Here is a 17,103-nt window from a genome sequence, read left to right as displayed (position 1 = left end):
CAGGGGGAGGGACGTCTGGAAGTGACCGAGCCGGTCAGCGCCGAGGCCGTCACCGTCGTGGCGTTGCTGAACTGCCTGGTCCGCGAGGTCTCCGGCCCGGCCGGCAACGTGGTACCCGACGGCCCGGACTGGGTGATCATCCAGCTGGAGAAATCGGCCCGGTCCTTAAGAGCCCGGCTCCGGCGGCCGATGAGCAATGTTTCCCGTGGAACATTCGAGCCGCCGTTCACCGGCCAGGTGCATCTGGCCGAGGCCCCGGACCCGGCCGGCCTGAGCTGGCGTGAGCTGCTGGCCCTGCTGGACGAGGAACTGGCCGCCATCACCGGAGCCTCGGCCGACCACCTGCCCGCGCAGATCGAGGCCTCGCACGCCCTGATCGCACAGGCGCTGTCCCGGCCGCCGCAGGCCGAGGACGGCTACCTCGATCTGGAACAGTCGCTGCTGACCGGGCACCGGAACCACCCGGCGCCGAAGGCACGTTCCGGTAGGCCGGACGAGGTTCGCCGCTACGCCCCGGAGCTGGGTGCCCGGTTCCAGCTGCACCAGATCGCGGTGCGGGCCGACCTGGTACGTGAAATCCGGATTCCCGAAACCGCTTTGCCCGACGAGGTCAGCGCCCCGGAGGGCTACCGCTTGCTGCCGCTGCACCCCTGGCAGTACGCAATCCTGTCGCGGGGTGAGGAGTTTCCCGCCGCGCTCGCCGACGGCCGGGCGATCGACCTCGGCCCGAGTGGTCCCCTGATGCGCCCCACCTCATCGGTGCGCACCGTCGCGGCCGACGACCGCGAGTTCGTGAAACTCAGCCTCAGCGTGCTGATCACCAACTGTCTGCGGATCAACCCCTGGCACGAGGTGCAGGCCGCGGTCACCCTGGCCGGACTGCTCGAACCGCTGCGCCGCAACCTGGCCACCCGGTTCCCCGGCACCGTGCTGCTGCGGGAAACCTCCGGCCTGACCGCCGATCTCGGCCCAGGCCTGGCCGACCAGCTCGGCGTGATCCGGCGCGAAGGACTGCAGGGCAAGCTGCATCCGGGCGTGCGCGCGGTCCCCGCAGCCGCCTTCACCGAGCCACTGCCCCACCCGGCGCTGGCCCGGCTGCTGCAGCGGATCACCGCCGACCGTGAGCTGCTGCTGGACTGGTGGCAGCGCTACCTGCGCCAGGTGGTGCCGCCGGTGCTGTACGCCTTCGCCCGGCACGGCGTGGTTTTCGAGGCGCATCTGCAGAACGTGATCGTCGGCCTGGACGGTGACGGCATGCCCGCCCAGGTGGTGCTGCGCGATCTGGAAGGCGTGAAACTGGTGCGCGAGCGCCGGGCCGAAGACCTGGCCGCCATGCCCGAGCGGGTGCGGGCCCACGTCGGCACCCCGCGTGAGCGAGGCTGGGACCGGGTGGCCTACTGCCTGCTGATCAACCACGTCGGCGGGATGGTCGCGGCGCTGGCCGACCGCAGCCCGGCGGCGGAGCCTGCACTTTGGGAGGCAGTGCTGGACGTGCTGTCCGGCGTGGAACCGTTCGCCGAGCTGGAGGGCGTGCTGGCCGGGGAACCGGTACCGGCGAAGACGAACCTGCTGACCCGGTGGCGAGGATCCGCCGACCGGGACAGCAGCTACGTGCCTCTGTACCTGCCGCTGCTGCGCTGAAAGCGGCTAGGGCCTGTCCTGCGGATCTTTGCCTACTGCGGGGCACCCGGGGCGCCGTCTGACCGCGTCCGGCGTGGCCCCACGCAAAACCATTGCGAGGGGCCCCACCGGCCACGCCCAGCCGACGCCCCGGGCACCTCCTCGCTACGGCCATGATCCGCAGGACAGACCCTACTGGCTGACCGGGAAGAACTGCTCGGCGTAGCGCTTGCTGACCGTGTCGTAGAACCCGGCCGGCCACTTGTCGATGCCGGGCTCGGGGGTGGTGCTGCCCGAATCGGACTGCAGCACCCCCTCGCCCCGGACGATGTACTTGTCGCCGTTGCTGAGCAGCGCCAGCTTGGCCGTGCTCTCCAGGGTGGCCTTGCGCCCACAGCGCGAGGACCAGCCGACGATCACCTCGGCGTAGCCGTTGCTGTCCAGGTCCTGGATCTGCATCCCGCCCGGGGCGAACTCGGCCGTGCCGCCGCGCTTGTCACAGGCCGGCAGATCCGGATCGGTCATCACCCGCAGCACTCGCGGGTCGCCGTTGTCCTCCAGGCCGACCACGTGGACCACCTTGAGCGTGGTCTTGCGCCGGTCGGCCGCCACCGCGATCGCCGCCACCAGGTTCTTGCCGTTCTTGTCCTGCCACTCGTAGGCCTCGACCACCTGGCCCCCGGGATTGGCGTCGGCCCGCTGCAGCAGCTTGGACGCCGCCACCGCCTTGACCTCGCTCAGGCCGTTCGCCCGCATTCCGCTCAGGCCGGTGGGTGACTCCTCGGGCTCGCTCTCGTCGCCGCTGCTGCCCGGGCCGCCCCCGCTGAGCATCGCGACCAGCATGATCAGCAGCACCACCAGACCACCGGCCACGGCGATCAGCACGAAGCGGGCCTCGGGCACCTGGACGGTGAGGAATCGCTTGAGCGGATTCTGGCCATCGCCGTCACCGCCGGCCTCGGGTTCCGGCCGGGGCGGGGGCGGCGGGGCCGCGGTCTTCTTCTGCGGCGCCTGGCCGCGCTGCGCCAGCACCTCGTCGGGCAGCGGGATCGGGCCGCTGAAGGTTGCCCAGATGTCCCCGTTCTGCGGCGGCGCGTAGGCGTTGCGGTCGGTCGGGACCGCCTTCGGCTTGGCCTGCCGGGCGGGCGTGGCCGGCGGGTCGGGCGCCGCCACCCGGCGGATCACCGGCGGCTTCTTGGGCTTCGGGGGTGCCTGCGGCGCGGGCTGGGTGGCGTCCGGCGACGGCTGACCACCCGGCTCGTCGATCAACGGCAGCGGCATGGTGGCCGCGTTCTGGACCGCCGGATCCTGGGCCACCGGAGCAGCCTGAGGAGGTTGCGGTACCGGAGTCGCGTCCGGCCAGCCGCCCTGCGCCGGAACTCCCGAGTCAGGGGCGCCCGAGGCGGGGGCGCCCGAGGCTGGGGTGTCCGAGCTGGAGGCATCCGAACCGGGGCTGGCGTACGGCGAGGGCTCGTCCGGGGCCGACCGGGCCGCCCGCCGCCCCGACCGGGTGGTGCGGTTCGGCTGGGTCTGCGGCGAGGCCGGTACCGAACCGGTCGGGCCGCCTGGGCCGGCTGGAGCGCCCTGGTCGGGCGATTCCGGCTGGGCGAACCAGGGCGCGAAACCAGGCGCCCCCTCGGCCGCGGAACCAGCCGGCTCGGACGCTGCCGGGCGGTAGATCTCCGTGTCGTACGGGTCGGAGGACTCGTCGTCCTCCAGGGTCGTCTTCGTGTCACGGTCCTCGTCGCGCAGGCTCACCCGCGGACCTGGCTCCGGCGGGCGGGTCCACCAGGGCCCCTGCTCGTCGTCCACGTTGCCGTTTCCCCTTCCACAGCCGTCCGGACCGTCGGCCGCCGGACTCGACTCCGGCAGACGGCTCGCACGGCTCTCGACCGGTCGATCCTCCCACGCTCACCCGGGTCCTGCCGCACACCGCCCGGATCTGCGGCCGGACGCGCTAACTGCAGCTACGTTCAGTCACCGTCCGGGAGAGCCAGATTCAGCACCATGCTCACCAGCGTGACCACCACGGCCGCGCCGATCGCCGACCAGAAGAAGTCGTCGATGGTGAACGAGATGCTGAGCTGGTCCGACAGCCAGGCCACCAGTTCCAGCATCAGGGCATTGACCACAAAAGCGAACAAACCCAGTGTGAGGATGTAGAACGGGAAAGAAAAGAGTTTCACCACCGGTTTGATGACGGCGTTCACCACACCGAAGATCGCCCCGACGACCAGCAGGGTGAGCACGGTCTGCCCGGTGTCCCCACCGGACACCTCGACCCCCGGCACGATCGCGGTGGCGACCCAGATGGCCACGGCGTTGACCACGACTTTGATCAGGATGTTCATCCCGGCAAGCCTGCCAGAGCAAGATGAGGATCACGACGCCCGCATTGTCACGGGCGGTCACCTCTCGGTCATTGAAGACGTTTGCCCGCCCGGTTGGTCGGTTTGATCCAGGTGCGCGCCGCGAGAGCCGCGCCATCACGCTCCGGCGCGCACAACGTCTGCAATTACTCGGCGGCCCGCGCCTGCAGACCCGACTGAGTACGCAGCTTCTCCTCCGGCAGGAACCAGCTGATCGCGAAGGCCAGCACCAGCACTGACGCACCGATCAGGAAGACCAGGTGCATGGACTGCGCGAAACCCTCCAGCACCGGCCGGGCCAGCGCCGGATCGAGCCGGCTCAGGAATGAGGAGTCGTCGATCGAGATGCCTGCGCCCCCGCCGTTCTTCACCAGGTTCACGATCGGTGCGTTGTCCGGGTCGGATGCCACCGCGGGGTCGGCCAGTGCCTTGCTGAAGGCCGAGTCCGGATCCTGGGCCGCCTTGGCGATCTCGTCCGCGACGTTGCCGACCACCGAGCCGAACAGCACCGACAGGAACACCGCGGTGCCCAGCGTCCCGCCCATCTGCCGGAAGAACGTGGCCGAGGAGGTGGCCACCCCCATGTCCCGCGGCGGCACCGAGTTCTGCATCGCCAGCACCAGCGTCTGCATGTTGAACCCCAGCCCCAGACCGAAGAGCAGGGCGAATCCGCCGACCACGACCAGCGGGGTGTCCACGTCCATCGTCGAGTACAGGAACATCCCGAGCGAGAACAGCACCGAGCCGGCGATCGGGAAGATCTTGTAGCGGCCGGTCCGGGAGATGAACTGCCCGGAGACGATCGAGCCGGTCATCATCCCGGCGGTCAGCGGCAGCATCAGCAGGCCGGACTCGGTCGGCGAGTGGCCCTTCACGATCTGCAGGTACAGCGGCAGCGCGGCCAGGCCGCCGAACATCCCCATCCCGATGATGAAGTTCAGGGTGGAGCCGACGGTGAAGGTCTGGTTGTTCAGCAGCCGGATCGGCAGCAGCGCGTCGTCCCCGATCCGCCACTCGGCGCTCAGGAAGCCGATGAAGCCGGACCCCCCGATCACGTAGCAGAGCACGGCGGCGCCGCTGGTCCAGCCCCACTCCCGGCCCTGCTCGGCGACGATCAGCAGCGGCACCAGCATCATCGTCAGGGCCACCGCGCCGGGCACGTCGATCCGGTGCTCGCGGCGGGTGTGCGGGATGTGCAGCACCCGGGCCACCACGCTCAGGGCGATGATCCCGATCGGGACGTTGATCAGGAAGACCCAGCGCCAGCCGCTGACCCACAGGATCTCCTCGGCGCTCGCGAAGAACCCGCCGACCAGCGGCCCGAGCACGCTCGAGGAGCCGAACACGGCCAGGAAGTAGCCCTGGTAGCGGGCTCTTTCCCGGGGCGGGACGATGTCGCCGACGATGGCCAGGGCGAGCGAGAACAGCCCGCCCGCGCCCAGCCCCTGGAACGCCCGGAAGGCGGCCAGCTGGTACATGTCCTGGGCCAGGCCGCACAGCGCGGAGCCGACCACGAACAGCGAGATCGCGGTGAGGAAGAACGGCCGCCGTCCGTACAGGTCGGAGAGCTTGCCGTACAGCGGGGTGCTGATCGTCGAGGTGATCAGGTAGGCCGTGGTCACCCAGGCCTGAACGCTGAGCCCGTCCAGGTCGTCGGAGATGGTCCGGATCGAGGTGGAGACGATGGTCAGGTCCAGCGCGGCCAGCAGCATGCCCATCATCAGGCCGCTGATGATCACCACGATCTGGCGATGGGTCAGCGCGCCGGCGGCGCCGGGCTCCGGCGTGGTGCCCGGATCGGCCATGATCTGGCCGGGTTCGGGCTCCGCAGGCTCCGGTTCGCGGGGTGGCGTGGACATGCAACTCCCTGGGCAGGCCCGGTCCGGCGCACCTGGTCGGTGCCGGACGGGCAGGTTTCCAGGCAAGCATCGGACGAGTCGGGCCGGCAGGTAAGCCTGCGCGCACCAGAGATCAGCCGGGATCGGCCGGGGATCAGCCGGACAGACTGACAGGGGTGCCCCGTACGCTGGCCGTCATGCGCGTACACGTGCTCCAGCTGGCCTATCCGGACGACGAACCGGTTGCCGAGCGGGTGGCCCGCGCCGCCGCACTGGTCGCGGCCCAGTCCGGCGCCGATCTGGTGGTGCTGCCCGAGCTCTGGGCGCCGACCGGTTTCGGCTATCAGGGCTGGTCCGAGGCCGCCGAGCCGGTCGAGGGGCCTACCGTCACCGCGATCTGCCGGGCGGCCCAGGAGATCGGCGCCTACGTGCACGCCGGCTCGATCATCGAGCGGGCCGCCGAGGGCGCCGACCGGGGTCCGCAGGGGCGTGGGCTCTGGAACACCTCGGTGCTGATCGATCGCGACGGCCTGCCCATGGTCAGCTACCGCAAGGTGCACCGGTTCGGGTTCAGTGCCGGCGAGCCCGACCTGATCGAGGCCGGCACCGAGCTGGTCACGGCCGGCCTGCAGACCGGCTCCGGCCACGTCACCGCCGGCCTGGCCACCTGCTACGACCTGCGCTTCCCAGAACTCTTCCGCAACCTGAGCGCCGCCGGGGCCGAGCTGTTCGTGGTGCCCGCCGCCTGGCCGGCCGCCCGGGTGGAGCACTGGCGGGTGCTCGGCCGGGCCCGGGCGATCGAGAACCAGGCCATCGTGATTCAGTGCAACACGGCCGGGACGCACGCGGGCGTCAGAATGGGCGGGCACAGCCAGGTGGTCTCGGCCACCGGCGAGGTGCTGGCCGAGGCCGGCCCGGACGACGAGACCGTTCTGGTGGCGGACGTCGACCTGGAGGCCGCCGCGCAGTACCGGCAGAAGTTCCCCGTGCTGGCCGACCGACGGCTGTGACGATCCGGCCGCTGCGGCGATCGGCGGCCGCGCCGAACGAAGAACAGAAGTGGATGACCACCCAGTGAGCAGCACGACCCAGACCCGTCCCTCGCTCGACACCGGCCGGACCGCCACCATCGGCACCGTCCTGGTGGTGCTCGCCCTGGGCACCGCCGCGCTGGCGGCCGCCGGTTCCGGCGCGGTCAAGCCGAGCATCCTGCAGGACCCGGGCCCGATGGTGCGCTGGGGCCTGATCCTGGCCCGGGTGGTCGCCGACATCGCCGGCGCGCTCACCGTGGGCGTGCTGCTGCTGACCGCGCTGGCCCTGCCGGTGGGCAAGGGCGGCCAGGCGCACCGCCCGGCCTTCCTGATCGCCGCGGCCTCCTCCACCGTCTGGGCGCTGGCCGCGATCGCCCTGCTGGTCTTCAACCTCGCCGACGTGCTCGGCTCACCGATCGACAGCCCGGGCTTCGGCAGCCAGCTGGTCGCCTACACCCGCGACATCGACCTGGGCCGGGGGCTCGGCCTGACCGCCGCCGGTGCCGCGGTGATCGGTCTGCTCGCGGCCGGTGCGGTGAAGACGACGTCGGCCGCCTGGCTGTCCGCCGGGGCGCTGCTGTGCCTGATCCCGACCGCGCTGAACGGCCACGCCAGCAGCAGCGGCGACCACCAGACCGCGGTCACCAGCCTCGGCCTGCACCTGATCGGCGCCGCGGTGTGGGTCGGCGGGCTGTCCGCGCTGCTGCTGCTCGCCCCCACGATCAAGGGCCCGGTGCTGGCCCGGGCCGCGCAGCGCTACTCCACCTTCGCGCTCTGGTCGTTCATCGCGATCGGGCTGTCCGGCCTGATCAACTCCTACCTGCGGATCGGTGGCCCGAGCAGCCTGGGCGAGACCCTGGGTACCAGCTACGGCCTGCTTCTGCTGGGCAAGACCGCGGCCCTGGTGCTGCTCGGCCTGTTCGGCTACCGGCACCGCGAGGCCACCCTGCCCGACCTCGAGGCCGGCAAGCGCGGCGCCTTCACCCGGCTGGCGGTGGTCGAGCTCGGCGTGATGGCGGTCGCCTTCGGCCTGGCCTCGGCCCTTTCGCGCACGCCCCCGCCGACCGCCGGCGAGCGCACCACCGACATCGCCGAGGCGATCACCGGTTACCCGATGCCGCCCGAACCCACCCTGGCCCGCTGGTTCACCCAATGGCAGCCCGACCTGCTGTGGGTCGTGGTGGCCGCGGTCGGCGCCCTGGCCTACTTCGCCGGGGTCCAGAAGCTGCGCCGGCGGGGCGACTCCTGGCCGCTGGGGCGCACCGTCGCCCTCGTCCTCGGCATCGCCCTGCTGGTCTACACCACCTCGTCGGGCCCGGCGGTGTACGGCCGGGTCACGTTCAGCGGCCACATGGTCATGCACATGATGCTGTCGATGATGGTGCCGCCGCTGCTGGTGCTCTCGGCCCCGATCACCCTGGCCCTGCGCACCCTCACCGCCCGCCGCGACGGCAGCCGGGGCCCGCGGGAGTGGCTGCTGATCATCACCGAGTCGCGCTACCTGAAGGTGGTCTCGTTCCCACCGGCGGCGGCCCCGCTGTTCGCCGGCAGCCTGGTGGTCTTCTACTACTCCGGCCTGTTCGAGCTGGCGCTGACCACACACACCGGCCACGTGCTGATGAACGTGCACTTCCTGCTCAGCGGCTACCTGTTCGCCTGGACCATGATCGGCGTCGATCCCGGCCCGCAGCGTTTCGGCTACCCGCTGCGGCTGATCGTGCTGCTGGCCACCATGGCCTTCCACGCCTTCTTCTTCCTGGCGATGATGAACGGCGAGACCGTGCTGCAGGCCGAGTTCTTCGGCAATCTGGGCCGCACCTGGGGCGAGGACCTGCTCACCGACCAGCAGGCCGGCGGTGGCATCGGCTGGGGCATCGGCGAGTTCCCGACCCTGCTGATCGCCGTGGTGCTGATGGTGCAGTGGGCCCGCTCGGACGACCGCGAGCAGCGCCGCTACGACCGCAAGGCCGACCGCGACGGCGACGCCGAGCTCGAGGCCTACAACGCCATGCTGGCCAAGCTCTCCGGCAACAAGAAGATCACGCCTGAAGAGGCCAAGGGGGAGGAGAAGCCCCCGGCTTCGTGATAGGACGAATCGGGTGAATCTGGATCGCTTTCTCGAGCTGTCGAGACTCTCCGGTCTGACCGTGGCCCCCGACGGCAGCCGGCTGGTGGTCGCGGTCTCGGCGCTCGGTCCCAAGCGCACGAGTTTCACCGGTTCGCTGTGGGAGGTCTCGACCGATCCGCAGGGCCCGCCCGCGCGCCGGCTGACCTGGGGCTCGGACAGCGAGAGCGCGCCGGTGTTCCGGCCCGACGGTTCGCTGCTGTTCACCTCGGCCCGCCCGGATCCGGACGACGACGAGGACGAACGCCCGCCCTCGCTGTGGCTGTTGCCGGCCGAGCGCGGTGAGGCTCGCCCGTTCGCCACCCGCCCGGGCGGGATCAGCAGCACCCGGGTCGCCGCCGGCTCCGGCACGGTCGTCCTCACCTCGCCGACCCTGCCCTCCTCGGCCAGCACCGGGGAGGACGAGCGCCGGCACAAGGCCCGCCGGGAACTCAAGATCAGCGCCACCCTGCACGAGAGCGTGCCGTTCCGCTGGTGGGACGAGTTCTGGGGTCCGGCGGCCGATCGGCTCTTCGTGCTGGAACCGGGCGGCACCACCCGCGACCTCACCGGGCCCACCGGGCCGGCCCTGCGCCCTACCCCGCACTACGCGCTTACCCCGGACGGCACCACCGTCGTCTGCGGCTGGAAGGTGGTAGATCCCGGCGGCATCGTGCGCGACACCCTGATCACGATCGACGTGGCCACCGGGGCTCGCCGCACCCTGGTGGACGACCCCCTCGTCGACGTGCTGAGCGTGGCGGTCTCGCCGGACGGTTCCAAGGTGGCGTACCTGGCCGAGGCGCAGAACACGCTGCAGGGGGCGGGCGACCAGCGGCTGATGATCGTGCACCTGGACAGCGGGCAGGTGCACGAGGCCGCCCCGGAATGGGACCGCTGGGCCGTGTCCACCCCGATCTGGACCCCGGACGGCGAAGCGCTGCTGGTCACCGCCGACGACCAGGGCCACAGCCCGGTCTTCCGGATCGACCTGGAGGGCCGCACCGCCCGAAAGCTCACCGAATCCGGCGCTTTCACCGACCTGGCCCTCACCCCGGACGGCGCCTGGCTGTACGCCCTGCGCTCGGCCTTCGACGCGCCACCGGCCCCGGTCCGGATCGACCCGCGCACCGGCGAGGTCACTGCTCTGCGGGGGCCGGCCGAAGAGCTGCCGCTGCCCGGCACACTCACCGAGATCGAGACCACGGCCGAGGACGGCAGCACCGTGCGGGCCTGGCTGGTCCTGCCCGAAGGCGCCGCCGCCAACCGTCCGGCGCCGCTGCTGCTGTGGATCCACGGCGGTCCCTGGAGCTCGTGGAACTCCTGGTCCTGGCGCTGGAACCCGTGGCTGGCGGCCGCCCAGGGCTACGCCGTGCTGCTGCCCGACCCGGCCATGTCCACCGGCTACGGTCTCGGATTCATCAATCGCGGCCCCCTCGGCTGGCCCGAGCCGGTGTTCTCCGACCTGATGGCGATCACCGACGTCACGGTGGCCCGCGAGGACATCGATGCCGAGCGCACCGCCGCGATGGGCGCCTCCTACGGCGGCTACATGGCCAACTGGGTGGCCGGGCACACCGATCGCTTCCGCGGCATCGTGACCCACGCCGGCCTCTGGGACCTGGAGAACTTCCGGGTGACCTCCGACGCCGGCTTCTACTGGCGGCAGATCATGGATGCCCGGATGCGGGCCGAGCACTCGCCGTCCCGGTACGCCGAGGCGATCACCACCCCGATGCTGGTGATCCACGGCGACAAGGACTTCCGGGTCCCGATCGGCCAGGCCCTGGCGCTCTACACCACGCTCGGCGAACTGAACGTCGGCAAGACCGGAACCATGGCGCACCGGCTGCTCGTTTTCCCCGACGAGAACCACTGGATCCTCAAGCCGCAGAACCTGCGGCTGTGGTACCAGACGGTGTTCGCGTTCCTCGCCGAGACCGTCCACGGCGAGCCCTGGAAGGCCCCTGACCTGCTGCGCTGACGCGTGGGGAGGGGTACCGGCGAGGCCCGGACGCACCAGCGGACGCTCGGTGCTCCGGCCGATGGTGCACCGGCGCACCGGACCGAGAAACTTTCCGTTGATTGTGCAACGTTCGACTCCCAGCTGGCGTCTGCCCCGGGGAGGACGCCGACGGGATGCCGGCGCACGGGACCTGAGATGTGAGGAAAGGCGCGCGATGACGGAGCAAGGAGCCGACGACGAGCTCGCAGCGCGACTCGACGTCGCTCTGCACGAGCGGCTGCACGAGTCGTCCGTCGATGTCGGCGCGCTGGCGGCCGGCAGCCGGCGACGTTCGCGAAGACTGCGCTCGCAACGGCTCGGGGCTGCGGTCGGGGCTCTCGCCGTGCTGATCGCGGTGCCGGTCGGCTGGCAGCTGGCCACGGTCGAGAAGAGTCCCACCGGCGACCTCGGGGCGGTGCTGCTGCCCAAGCAGGAACAGCGGGCAGCGGCCGAAGTACCCGACTCGGTGGGGTTCACCGAGTCCGAGCTGCCACCCGGTTCCACCCTCACCGGGGCGGCGGCCGGGGCCAGTTCCGGCTCGGTCGACCCCGAACTGATCGACGGGCTGAGCTGTGCCGGCCCCACCGGTACGGCCGAGCCCGGGGTCACTGACAACGCCCAGCAACGGGAATGGCGCTGGAGCGGAGAGACCGAGGTCTCGCTCACCGTCACCCGCTGGGCCAGTACCGATGCCGCCTCCGACGCGATCACCACGCTGGCCACCAACACCAGTGGCTGCACCTGGAACGACCCGGTCGAGGAGCTGTCCCACGAAGTCAGTGGCTCGCAGCAGACCTGGGCGAGCACCAGCGCCGCGGACGGACGCTCGGTGGTGCGGATGCTGGTCCGGGTGGACGAGTTGGTGGCGGGGGTCCAGATCGCCGGTGACGATGCGGAGGCCGCGGCCGAGCTGGCCGACTCCCTGGCCACCCTCGAGGTGGAGAAGCTCCGGCAGGTCGACTGAAAAACGCCCAGACACAAGCGCAACGCCCTCCTCGGTCCGCCGGGGAGGGCGTTGCGTTTTGGTGCGGAGCGGTGGTGCGTTCACCCTTTCGGAGCAACCACCAAGATGAACAAATGGTGAACGAGGGTTGGCCTCGAAGCGCTTTTTGGTTGCCTCAGGCATCGGTTGCCCGAAGAATTTGTACAGACCAGAGACTAATCCCGACCACTACGAAAGTCGTTAGGTAGAGGTTAATTTCAGGTAAGTCTGGTGGTTTTCCCCGATGCCTGGCCGGTTTTGGATCACTTTTTGGACCAGCGTCCAGTTGCCCGGGTTGCCATGATTCTTGGCTACAAAGCGCGATCGGATGCTCACAACTACCCATAGGTCACGGAACGGCAACAAGCGAATGAGAAGTGAATTGCCACAGCACTCGCTCAGGAAAACCCCAGCGAGGCAGTAACTTCCCAACTCCCTCACAAGAACGAACGAAGGAATCACCTCCGTGCGCAGAGCTCTCGCATGCCTCGGTGCGGCAACGCTGTTGGTTGCCACCCCGGTCGCGGCAAACGCCTTCTCCTCCTCGGACCCCTCGGGTGCCTCGGCCCAGGCCACCGCCGCCGCTTCGGCGAACGTGGACGTCAAGGCCAAGGTGAAAATCCTGACGGACGTGCAGTTCTACGACATCGTCGTGGCCGGTGCGAAGGCCGGCTTCTTCACCGCCGAGCAGCAGGCGCAGCTGGCGACCCGCCCCGACCTGGCGGCCAAGACGCCGGACCCGACCCGGGTCGAGGTGCGCACCACCGCGAAGCTCGTCTACGAGACCGACGTCCGGGCCAAGGCGGCCGCCAAGGCCAAGGTCAGCGCCAAGGCGAAGGCCAAGGCTGAGGCGAAGGTCAAGGCTGAGGCGAAGGCCCAGGCCGAGGTCAAGGTCAAGGTGAAGGCGGACGTCAAGGCCGGCGTCGGCGTTGACGGCAAGGGCGGCGGCAAGGGCCACGGCGAAGGCAACGGTGGCGGCCAGGGTGGCGGCCAGGGCCACGGTGGCGGCAAGGGCAACGAGGGCGGCAACGGTGGCGGCTCCGGCCACGGTGGCGGCAACGGCGGTGGCGAGGGCCACGGTGGTGGTTCCGGGAACGGCGGTGGCTCCGGTAACGGCGGCGGCTCTGGTAACGGCGGTGGCAGCGGTCACGGCGGCGGCTCGGGCGAAGGCTCGGGCAACGGTGGCGGCAGCGGTCACGGTGGTGGCTCGGGCAGCGGCGGCGTTGGCATCGACCTCGGTGCGGGTGTCGGCGTTGGCATCGGTGGCGGCAGCAACGGTGGGCTTGGCCTGGGCATCGGTACCGGCGGCGGCGCTGGTGTCGGCGTGGGCGTCGGTGGCGGCGGCGGTCTCGGTGTAGACCTCGACGTGGACGCCGGTGTTGGCGTGGGCGTCGGCGGTGGCGGCAACGGCGGTGGCAGCGGTCACGGTGGCGGTAACGGCCACGGCGGCGGCTCGGGCGAAGGCTCGGGCAACGGTGGCGGCCAGGGCAACGGCGGCGGCTCGGGTTCGGGCTCGGGCAGTGGCTCGGGTTCGGGTAGCGGTTCCGGCGAGGGCTCGGGTTCCGGCAGCGGTTCGGGTTCCGGCTCGGGCAGTGGTTCCGGCTCGGGCAGCGGCAGCGGCAGCGGCAGCGGCAGCGGTTCCGGCGAGGGCTCGGGCAGCGGTTCTGGTAGCGGCAGCGGTTCGGGCTCCGGTTCGGGCAGTGGCTCGGGTTCCGGTTCGGGCTCGGGTTCCGGCAGCGGCTCGGGTAGCGGTTCGGGTTCGGGCAGTGGTTCCGGCAGCGGCAGTGGTTCCGGCGAGGGCTCGGGCAACGGCTCCGGTCACGGCGGCGGCAAGGGCAACGGCCACGGTGGCGGCAAGCACTCCACCGACCGCTACATCCACGTGCCGACCATCCTGAACCTGGGCGTCGGCTTCGACATCAAGGTCGGCGTCGACTACGCCTGGAAGAACAACAAGGTCAACAAGGTCACGACCGACTGCAGCCTGATCAACGGCAAGGGCAAGTCGCCGGCCGCGCTGTCCATCTCGGCCTGCGCCGACGCCTCGGTGTTCACCCGCGCGAACCACTTCAGCAAGCAGACCGTCGTGCAGACCACCTGGAAGCAGTGCAACATCCCCGGCCACGGCTGCATCACCGGTGGGGCCAACCAGCAGTTCGGCGTCTACGCCAACGGTGACCTGACCGCGTTCGCCAAGGTCCGCGTCCTCTGATCTGATCCGCCCAGCTCGCGCGGATCTGACTGAAACACAAGCGTCGGCCCCACCCTGGAGACCACCGGGGTGGGGCCGACTTCGTCCCCGGCGCTACCGGGCTCCGACCACAACCGAACCGGCACCCACCGGTTCCGTTCGCCGCCGAGCCGACCACCACGTCATCAATCGGGGTGTGAACCAGCAAGCCACGGCGGCCACGGCCAGCCCGGTGACCACGTCGATCACGTAGTGATTGCCGGTGACCACCACCGTCACCGCCACCCCGAACGGGTACAGCCAGCCGTAGCGCCGGGCGAACCGCCCTCCGCTGCGCCGCCAGGCCCAGGCGCACCACATCGCCCAGCCCACGTGCAGACTCGGCACCGCCGCGTACTGGTTGGTGAGGTGCTCGAAGCCGCGCGGGGCACTGGCCCCGCCGCCCCACCAGCCGTAGTCCGACCAGACCTTCAGCATGTCCATCCAGGCGAACCCGGGCAGCAGCCGGGGCGGGGCGACCGGCATCGCGACGAAGACGACCAGGCCGATCGCTGACATCACGATCAGCGAGAACAGCGCCGCCTGGTAGGCCGACGGGTGCCGGCGCCAGAGCCAGACCAGCACCAGCGGAGTCACCAGGTAGTGCAGGCTGGCGTAACCGATCGACAGCGGCACCGCCAGCACACCGTGCTGCAGGGCCCACTCGTTCACGTCGAGCACCCAGCCGAAGCCGAGCGCGTCGTCCAGTCGCAGGATCGCCTGCCCGCGTTCAACTGCGGACTGCACGTCCTGCCCGGAGAACGAGCGGGCCCCCGAATAGGCCAGCCAGGCGCCGACCACCAGAAAAAGCTGGCCGATCACCCCGCCGCGAGGCCGAACTCGTTCCTGTCGTTCGGAAATCCGTTGCCCTGAAGAGATTTCGTCTGGCGAGGCTGGCGAGGCCGACGGTGTGAGAGATTCCGCAGGACAGATCGCCATTACCCGAGCCTGACGTCCGCCGCGCGCAAACCGCTGCCGGTCGGCGTCTTTCCTCGAATGGCCCGCGCACCTGCCCGCATCGGAATGCTCCCGTCCTCGACGAACTACCGCCCTCACCGTGAGGGCAGAAAATCCCTAAGTAAGGTTTATCGCCGAACGGACGTTTTGGCATCCTCCTGGAGTTGTACACCCAGAGCAGTACGGACACGGCCTTTTTGTGAAGTGGGACTCAGCCCTTAAGTGCGGAAAAAACAATCCTCGGCAGCTTGTCCCACGAGGATTTCGCAGCGTAAGAGGTAAGCGCCGCTCCGGTGAGGTGCGCCGTTCGGTTGTTCACGAACCACGGCGGCCGTGACGGCGCAAAAGAGAGCTCCCCACCCAACAATGAGCGAGGCGGGGCCGGGCGGAAAGGCCCGCGGATCACCGAGCGTTCCGGGTTCTGCAGAAACAGCGCGTTGTGCACCATGCCGATTCCGCTGCCCACCTCGGCCAGTTCGTTGCCCGGGAAAGCGCCCCAGGGCACTGCCGGAATCTGGTATCCCAGCCCGATCCAGACATTAACGCCGATGCAGCCGTAACGCATTCTGGCCAGTTCATTCTCGAACTGCGGGCCGAGTGCGCGCCGGGTGGCCGGGTCCACGATCAGGCAGGCACCGAGCGTTCCGCTGATCTTCTCGTTCGCCAGCGTGACCGCCTCCGACAGGAACTCCCGCCCCTCGCCCGGCAGCGTCACCACGGCCAGAGCCGGTCCGAAAACTTCCGCATCGAAAACATATTCGGCTTCGGGCGAGCCAGCCGCCAGCGGGCCGACCAGCACCCGGCCGTGATCGAGGCGCTCGGAGGTGGGGCAGGTGTCCAACACCGCCTGGACCCGCTGCTCACTGCCCGGGTAATAGGCCTTGCGCCGGGGCGCCGCGTTCAGTGCCCGGCGCAGCTCGGCCAGGAACTGATGCTTCTGCGCCCAGTCGGAGCTGATCACCACCACCTGCGTGGCCACACAGTTGTAGCCGTTGTTGTGCAGCCGCTGGCTGACCACATTCTCGGCCTGGAACCGCAGATCGGCCCTGGACCAGCGCCCGGGCAGCACGATCGCCGGCGACACCCCGCCCAGTTCGCTGCTGATCGGCTTGGCCAGCTGCGGGGTACCGGCCTGCTTGCGGGCCGCCCCCTCGGGCCCGGTGCCGAACACGATGGCGTCGTGGGTCTGCGCGCTGCCGGTGATGTGCACGTGTCCGACCAGAGGATGATGCACCAGGTAATGGCCCACCTCGGCGCCGCCGGTCACGATCCGCAGCACGCCGTGCTCGATCAGCGGCCGCAGCACCGCCTGGAACGCCCCGAGCAGCGGGTCCATCACCGGGTTCAGCTTCACCAGGGCCACCCGGTCGGCCGCGAACAGCTCGTGCAGCGCATCCAGCACCGGGATCGAGGAGACGTTGCCCGCCCCCAGCACCGCCCCGATGCCCACCTCCCGCCCGGCCTGGCGTTGCTCCTGCCCGGCCTGAGTACGCACCTGGTCGGCGGAAACCCCCGGCGGCAGCCAGACCTCGGCCGAATACCCGCTCATGATCAGCCGGTCCATGCCGGTCTGCGGCAGCACCCGCAGCGTGGTCCGCCCACCCGGTGCCGTGCCGAAGCGATACCCGTCCACCGGGCTGTGCCCCCGCTGCAGCGCCCGCAGGCTGTCGATCATCGTGGCCAGGCCGGTGAGCATGGTGTACGGCCCGGCCAGCCACTCCTCCCCGGTCAGCGGCGAGTCCTCGGGCAGGCCCTTGATCCCGGCCGCGGCCTGCACCCAGTCGTGCGCGTACAACGCGGTCAGGGCGTGGACCCGGGCCAGTAGCAGACGTCTGGCCGGCAACGACGTACGAGCCCAGATCTCCACGCCCCGGTCCAGATCGGCGAGGGCGGAGTCGACTGCGCTGAACCTCGGGTGCGGGGGCGCCTGGGTGGTCATCCAACCATCATGACCCGGCACTGCACCC

The 17,103-nt window shown here is 70.3% G+C and carries 11 protein-coding genes; 6 read left to right on the top strand and 5 right to left on the bottom strand.

All coding sequences use genetic code 11. The features are described from left to right. The first annotated feature begins 21 nt into the window (after positions 1-21). Positions 22-1,641 (top strand): IucA/IucC family protein, encoded by a 1,620-nt coding sequence (locus LR394_RS03215; protein ID WP_231438805.1) that lies wholly within the window; start codon positions 22-24, stop codon positions 1,639-1,641. Between the two features lie 171 nt (positions 1,642-1,812). Here the strand turns inward: LR394_RS03215 and LR394_RS03210 are convergent, their stop codons facing one another. From LR394_RS03210 to LR394_RS03200, 3 genes are all read right to left on the bottom strand, one after another. Beyond that, the gene (locus tag LR394_RS03210; RefSeq protein WP_231438804.1) at positions 1,813-3,432 is read right to left on the bottom strand and encodes a M949_RS01915 family surface polysaccharide biosynthesis protein; all 1,620 of its coding nucleotides are present in this window, start codon (positions 3,430-3,432) and stop codon (positions 1,813-1,815) included. Between the two features lie 161 nt (positions 3,433-3,593). Continuing rightward, positions 3,594-3,971, bottom strand: a complete 378-nt coding sequence (locus tag LR394_RS03205; protein WP_231438803.1) for a phage holin family protein — start codon at positions 3,969-3,971, stop codon at positions 3,594-3,596. A gap of 164 nt (positions 3,972-4,135) precedes the next feature. After that, entirely contained in the window at positions 4,136-5,794 is a 1,659-nt protein-coding gene (locus LR394_RS03200; RefSeq protein WP_407936972.1) for an MDR family MFS transporter, read from the bottom strand. Positions 5,795-6,024: 230 nt separating this feature from the next. Here LR394_RS03200 and LR394_RS03195 point away from each other — a divergent pair, with 230 nt between their 5' ends. From LR394_RS03195 to LR394_RS03175, 5 genes are all read left to right on the top strand, one after another. Then, positions 6,025-6,837, top strand: coding sequence for a carbon-nitrogen family hydrolase (locus tag LR394_RS03195; RefSeq protein WP_231438801.1), 813 nt, complete (start codon positions 6,025-6,027; stop codon positions 6,835-6,837). 64 nt (positions 6,838-6,901) lie between these two features. Then, complete coding sequence (locus LR394_RS03190; protein WP_231438800.1) at positions 6,902-8,944, top strand: cytochrome c oxidase assembly protein; 2,043 nt, start codon at positions 6,902-6,904, stop codon at positions 8,942-8,944. Between the two features lie 13 nt (positions 8,945-8,957). Then, a complete protein-coding gene (locus LR394_RS03185) occupies positions 8,958-10,946 on the top strand; it encodes a S9 family peptidase (protein WP_231438799.1) in 1,989 nt (662 codons plus the stop codon). A gap of 196 nt (positions 10,947-11,142) precedes the next feature. Next, the gene (locus LR394_RS03180; protein WP_231438798.1) at positions 11,143-11,931 is read left to right on the top strand and encodes a hypothetical protein; all 789 of its coding nucleotides are present in this window, start codon (positions 11,143-11,145) and stop codon (positions 11,929-11,931) included. 484 nt (positions 11,932-12,415) lie between these two features. Then, on the top strand, positions 12,416-14,161 hold the full coding sequence (locus tag LR394_RS03175; RefSeq protein WP_231438797.1) for a hypothetical protein: 1,746 nt from the start codon (positions 12,416-12,418) through the stop codon (positions 14,159-14,161). 93 nt (positions 14,162-14,254) lie between these two features. On the opposite strand, the gene LR394_RS03170 is transcribed toward LR394_RS03175, so the two are convergent. Together LR394_RS03170 and LR394_RS03165 are read right to left on the bottom strand one after the other, a co-directional pair. After that, the gene (locus tag LR394_RS03170) at positions 14,255-14,980 is read right to left on the bottom strand and encodes a phosphatase PAP2 family protein (protein ID WP_231438796.1); all 726 of its coding nucleotides are present in this window, start codon (positions 14,978-14,980) and stop codon (positions 14,255-14,257) included. 367 nt (positions 14,981-15,347) lie between these two features. Further along, positions 15,348-17,075 carry an aldehyde dehydrogenase family protein gene (locus tag LR394_RS03165; protein WP_231438795.1) on the bottom strand — a complete coding sequence of 576 codons (1,728 nt, stop codon included), beginning with the start codon at positions 17,073-17,075 and terminating at the stop codon, positions 15,348-15,350. Between the last annotated feature and the right edge of the window lie 28 nt (positions 17,076-17,103).

The sequence above is a fragment of the Kineosporia babensis genome (assembly GCF_021129305.1).
GTDB classification, from domain to species: domain Bacteria; phylum Actinomycetota; class Actinomycetes; order Actinomycetales; family Kineosporiaceae; genus Kineosporia; species Kineosporia babensis.
The sequence above is the reverse complement of the archived record's forward strand: the minus strand, read 5'-3'. Positions and strand labels throughout refer to the sequence as shown.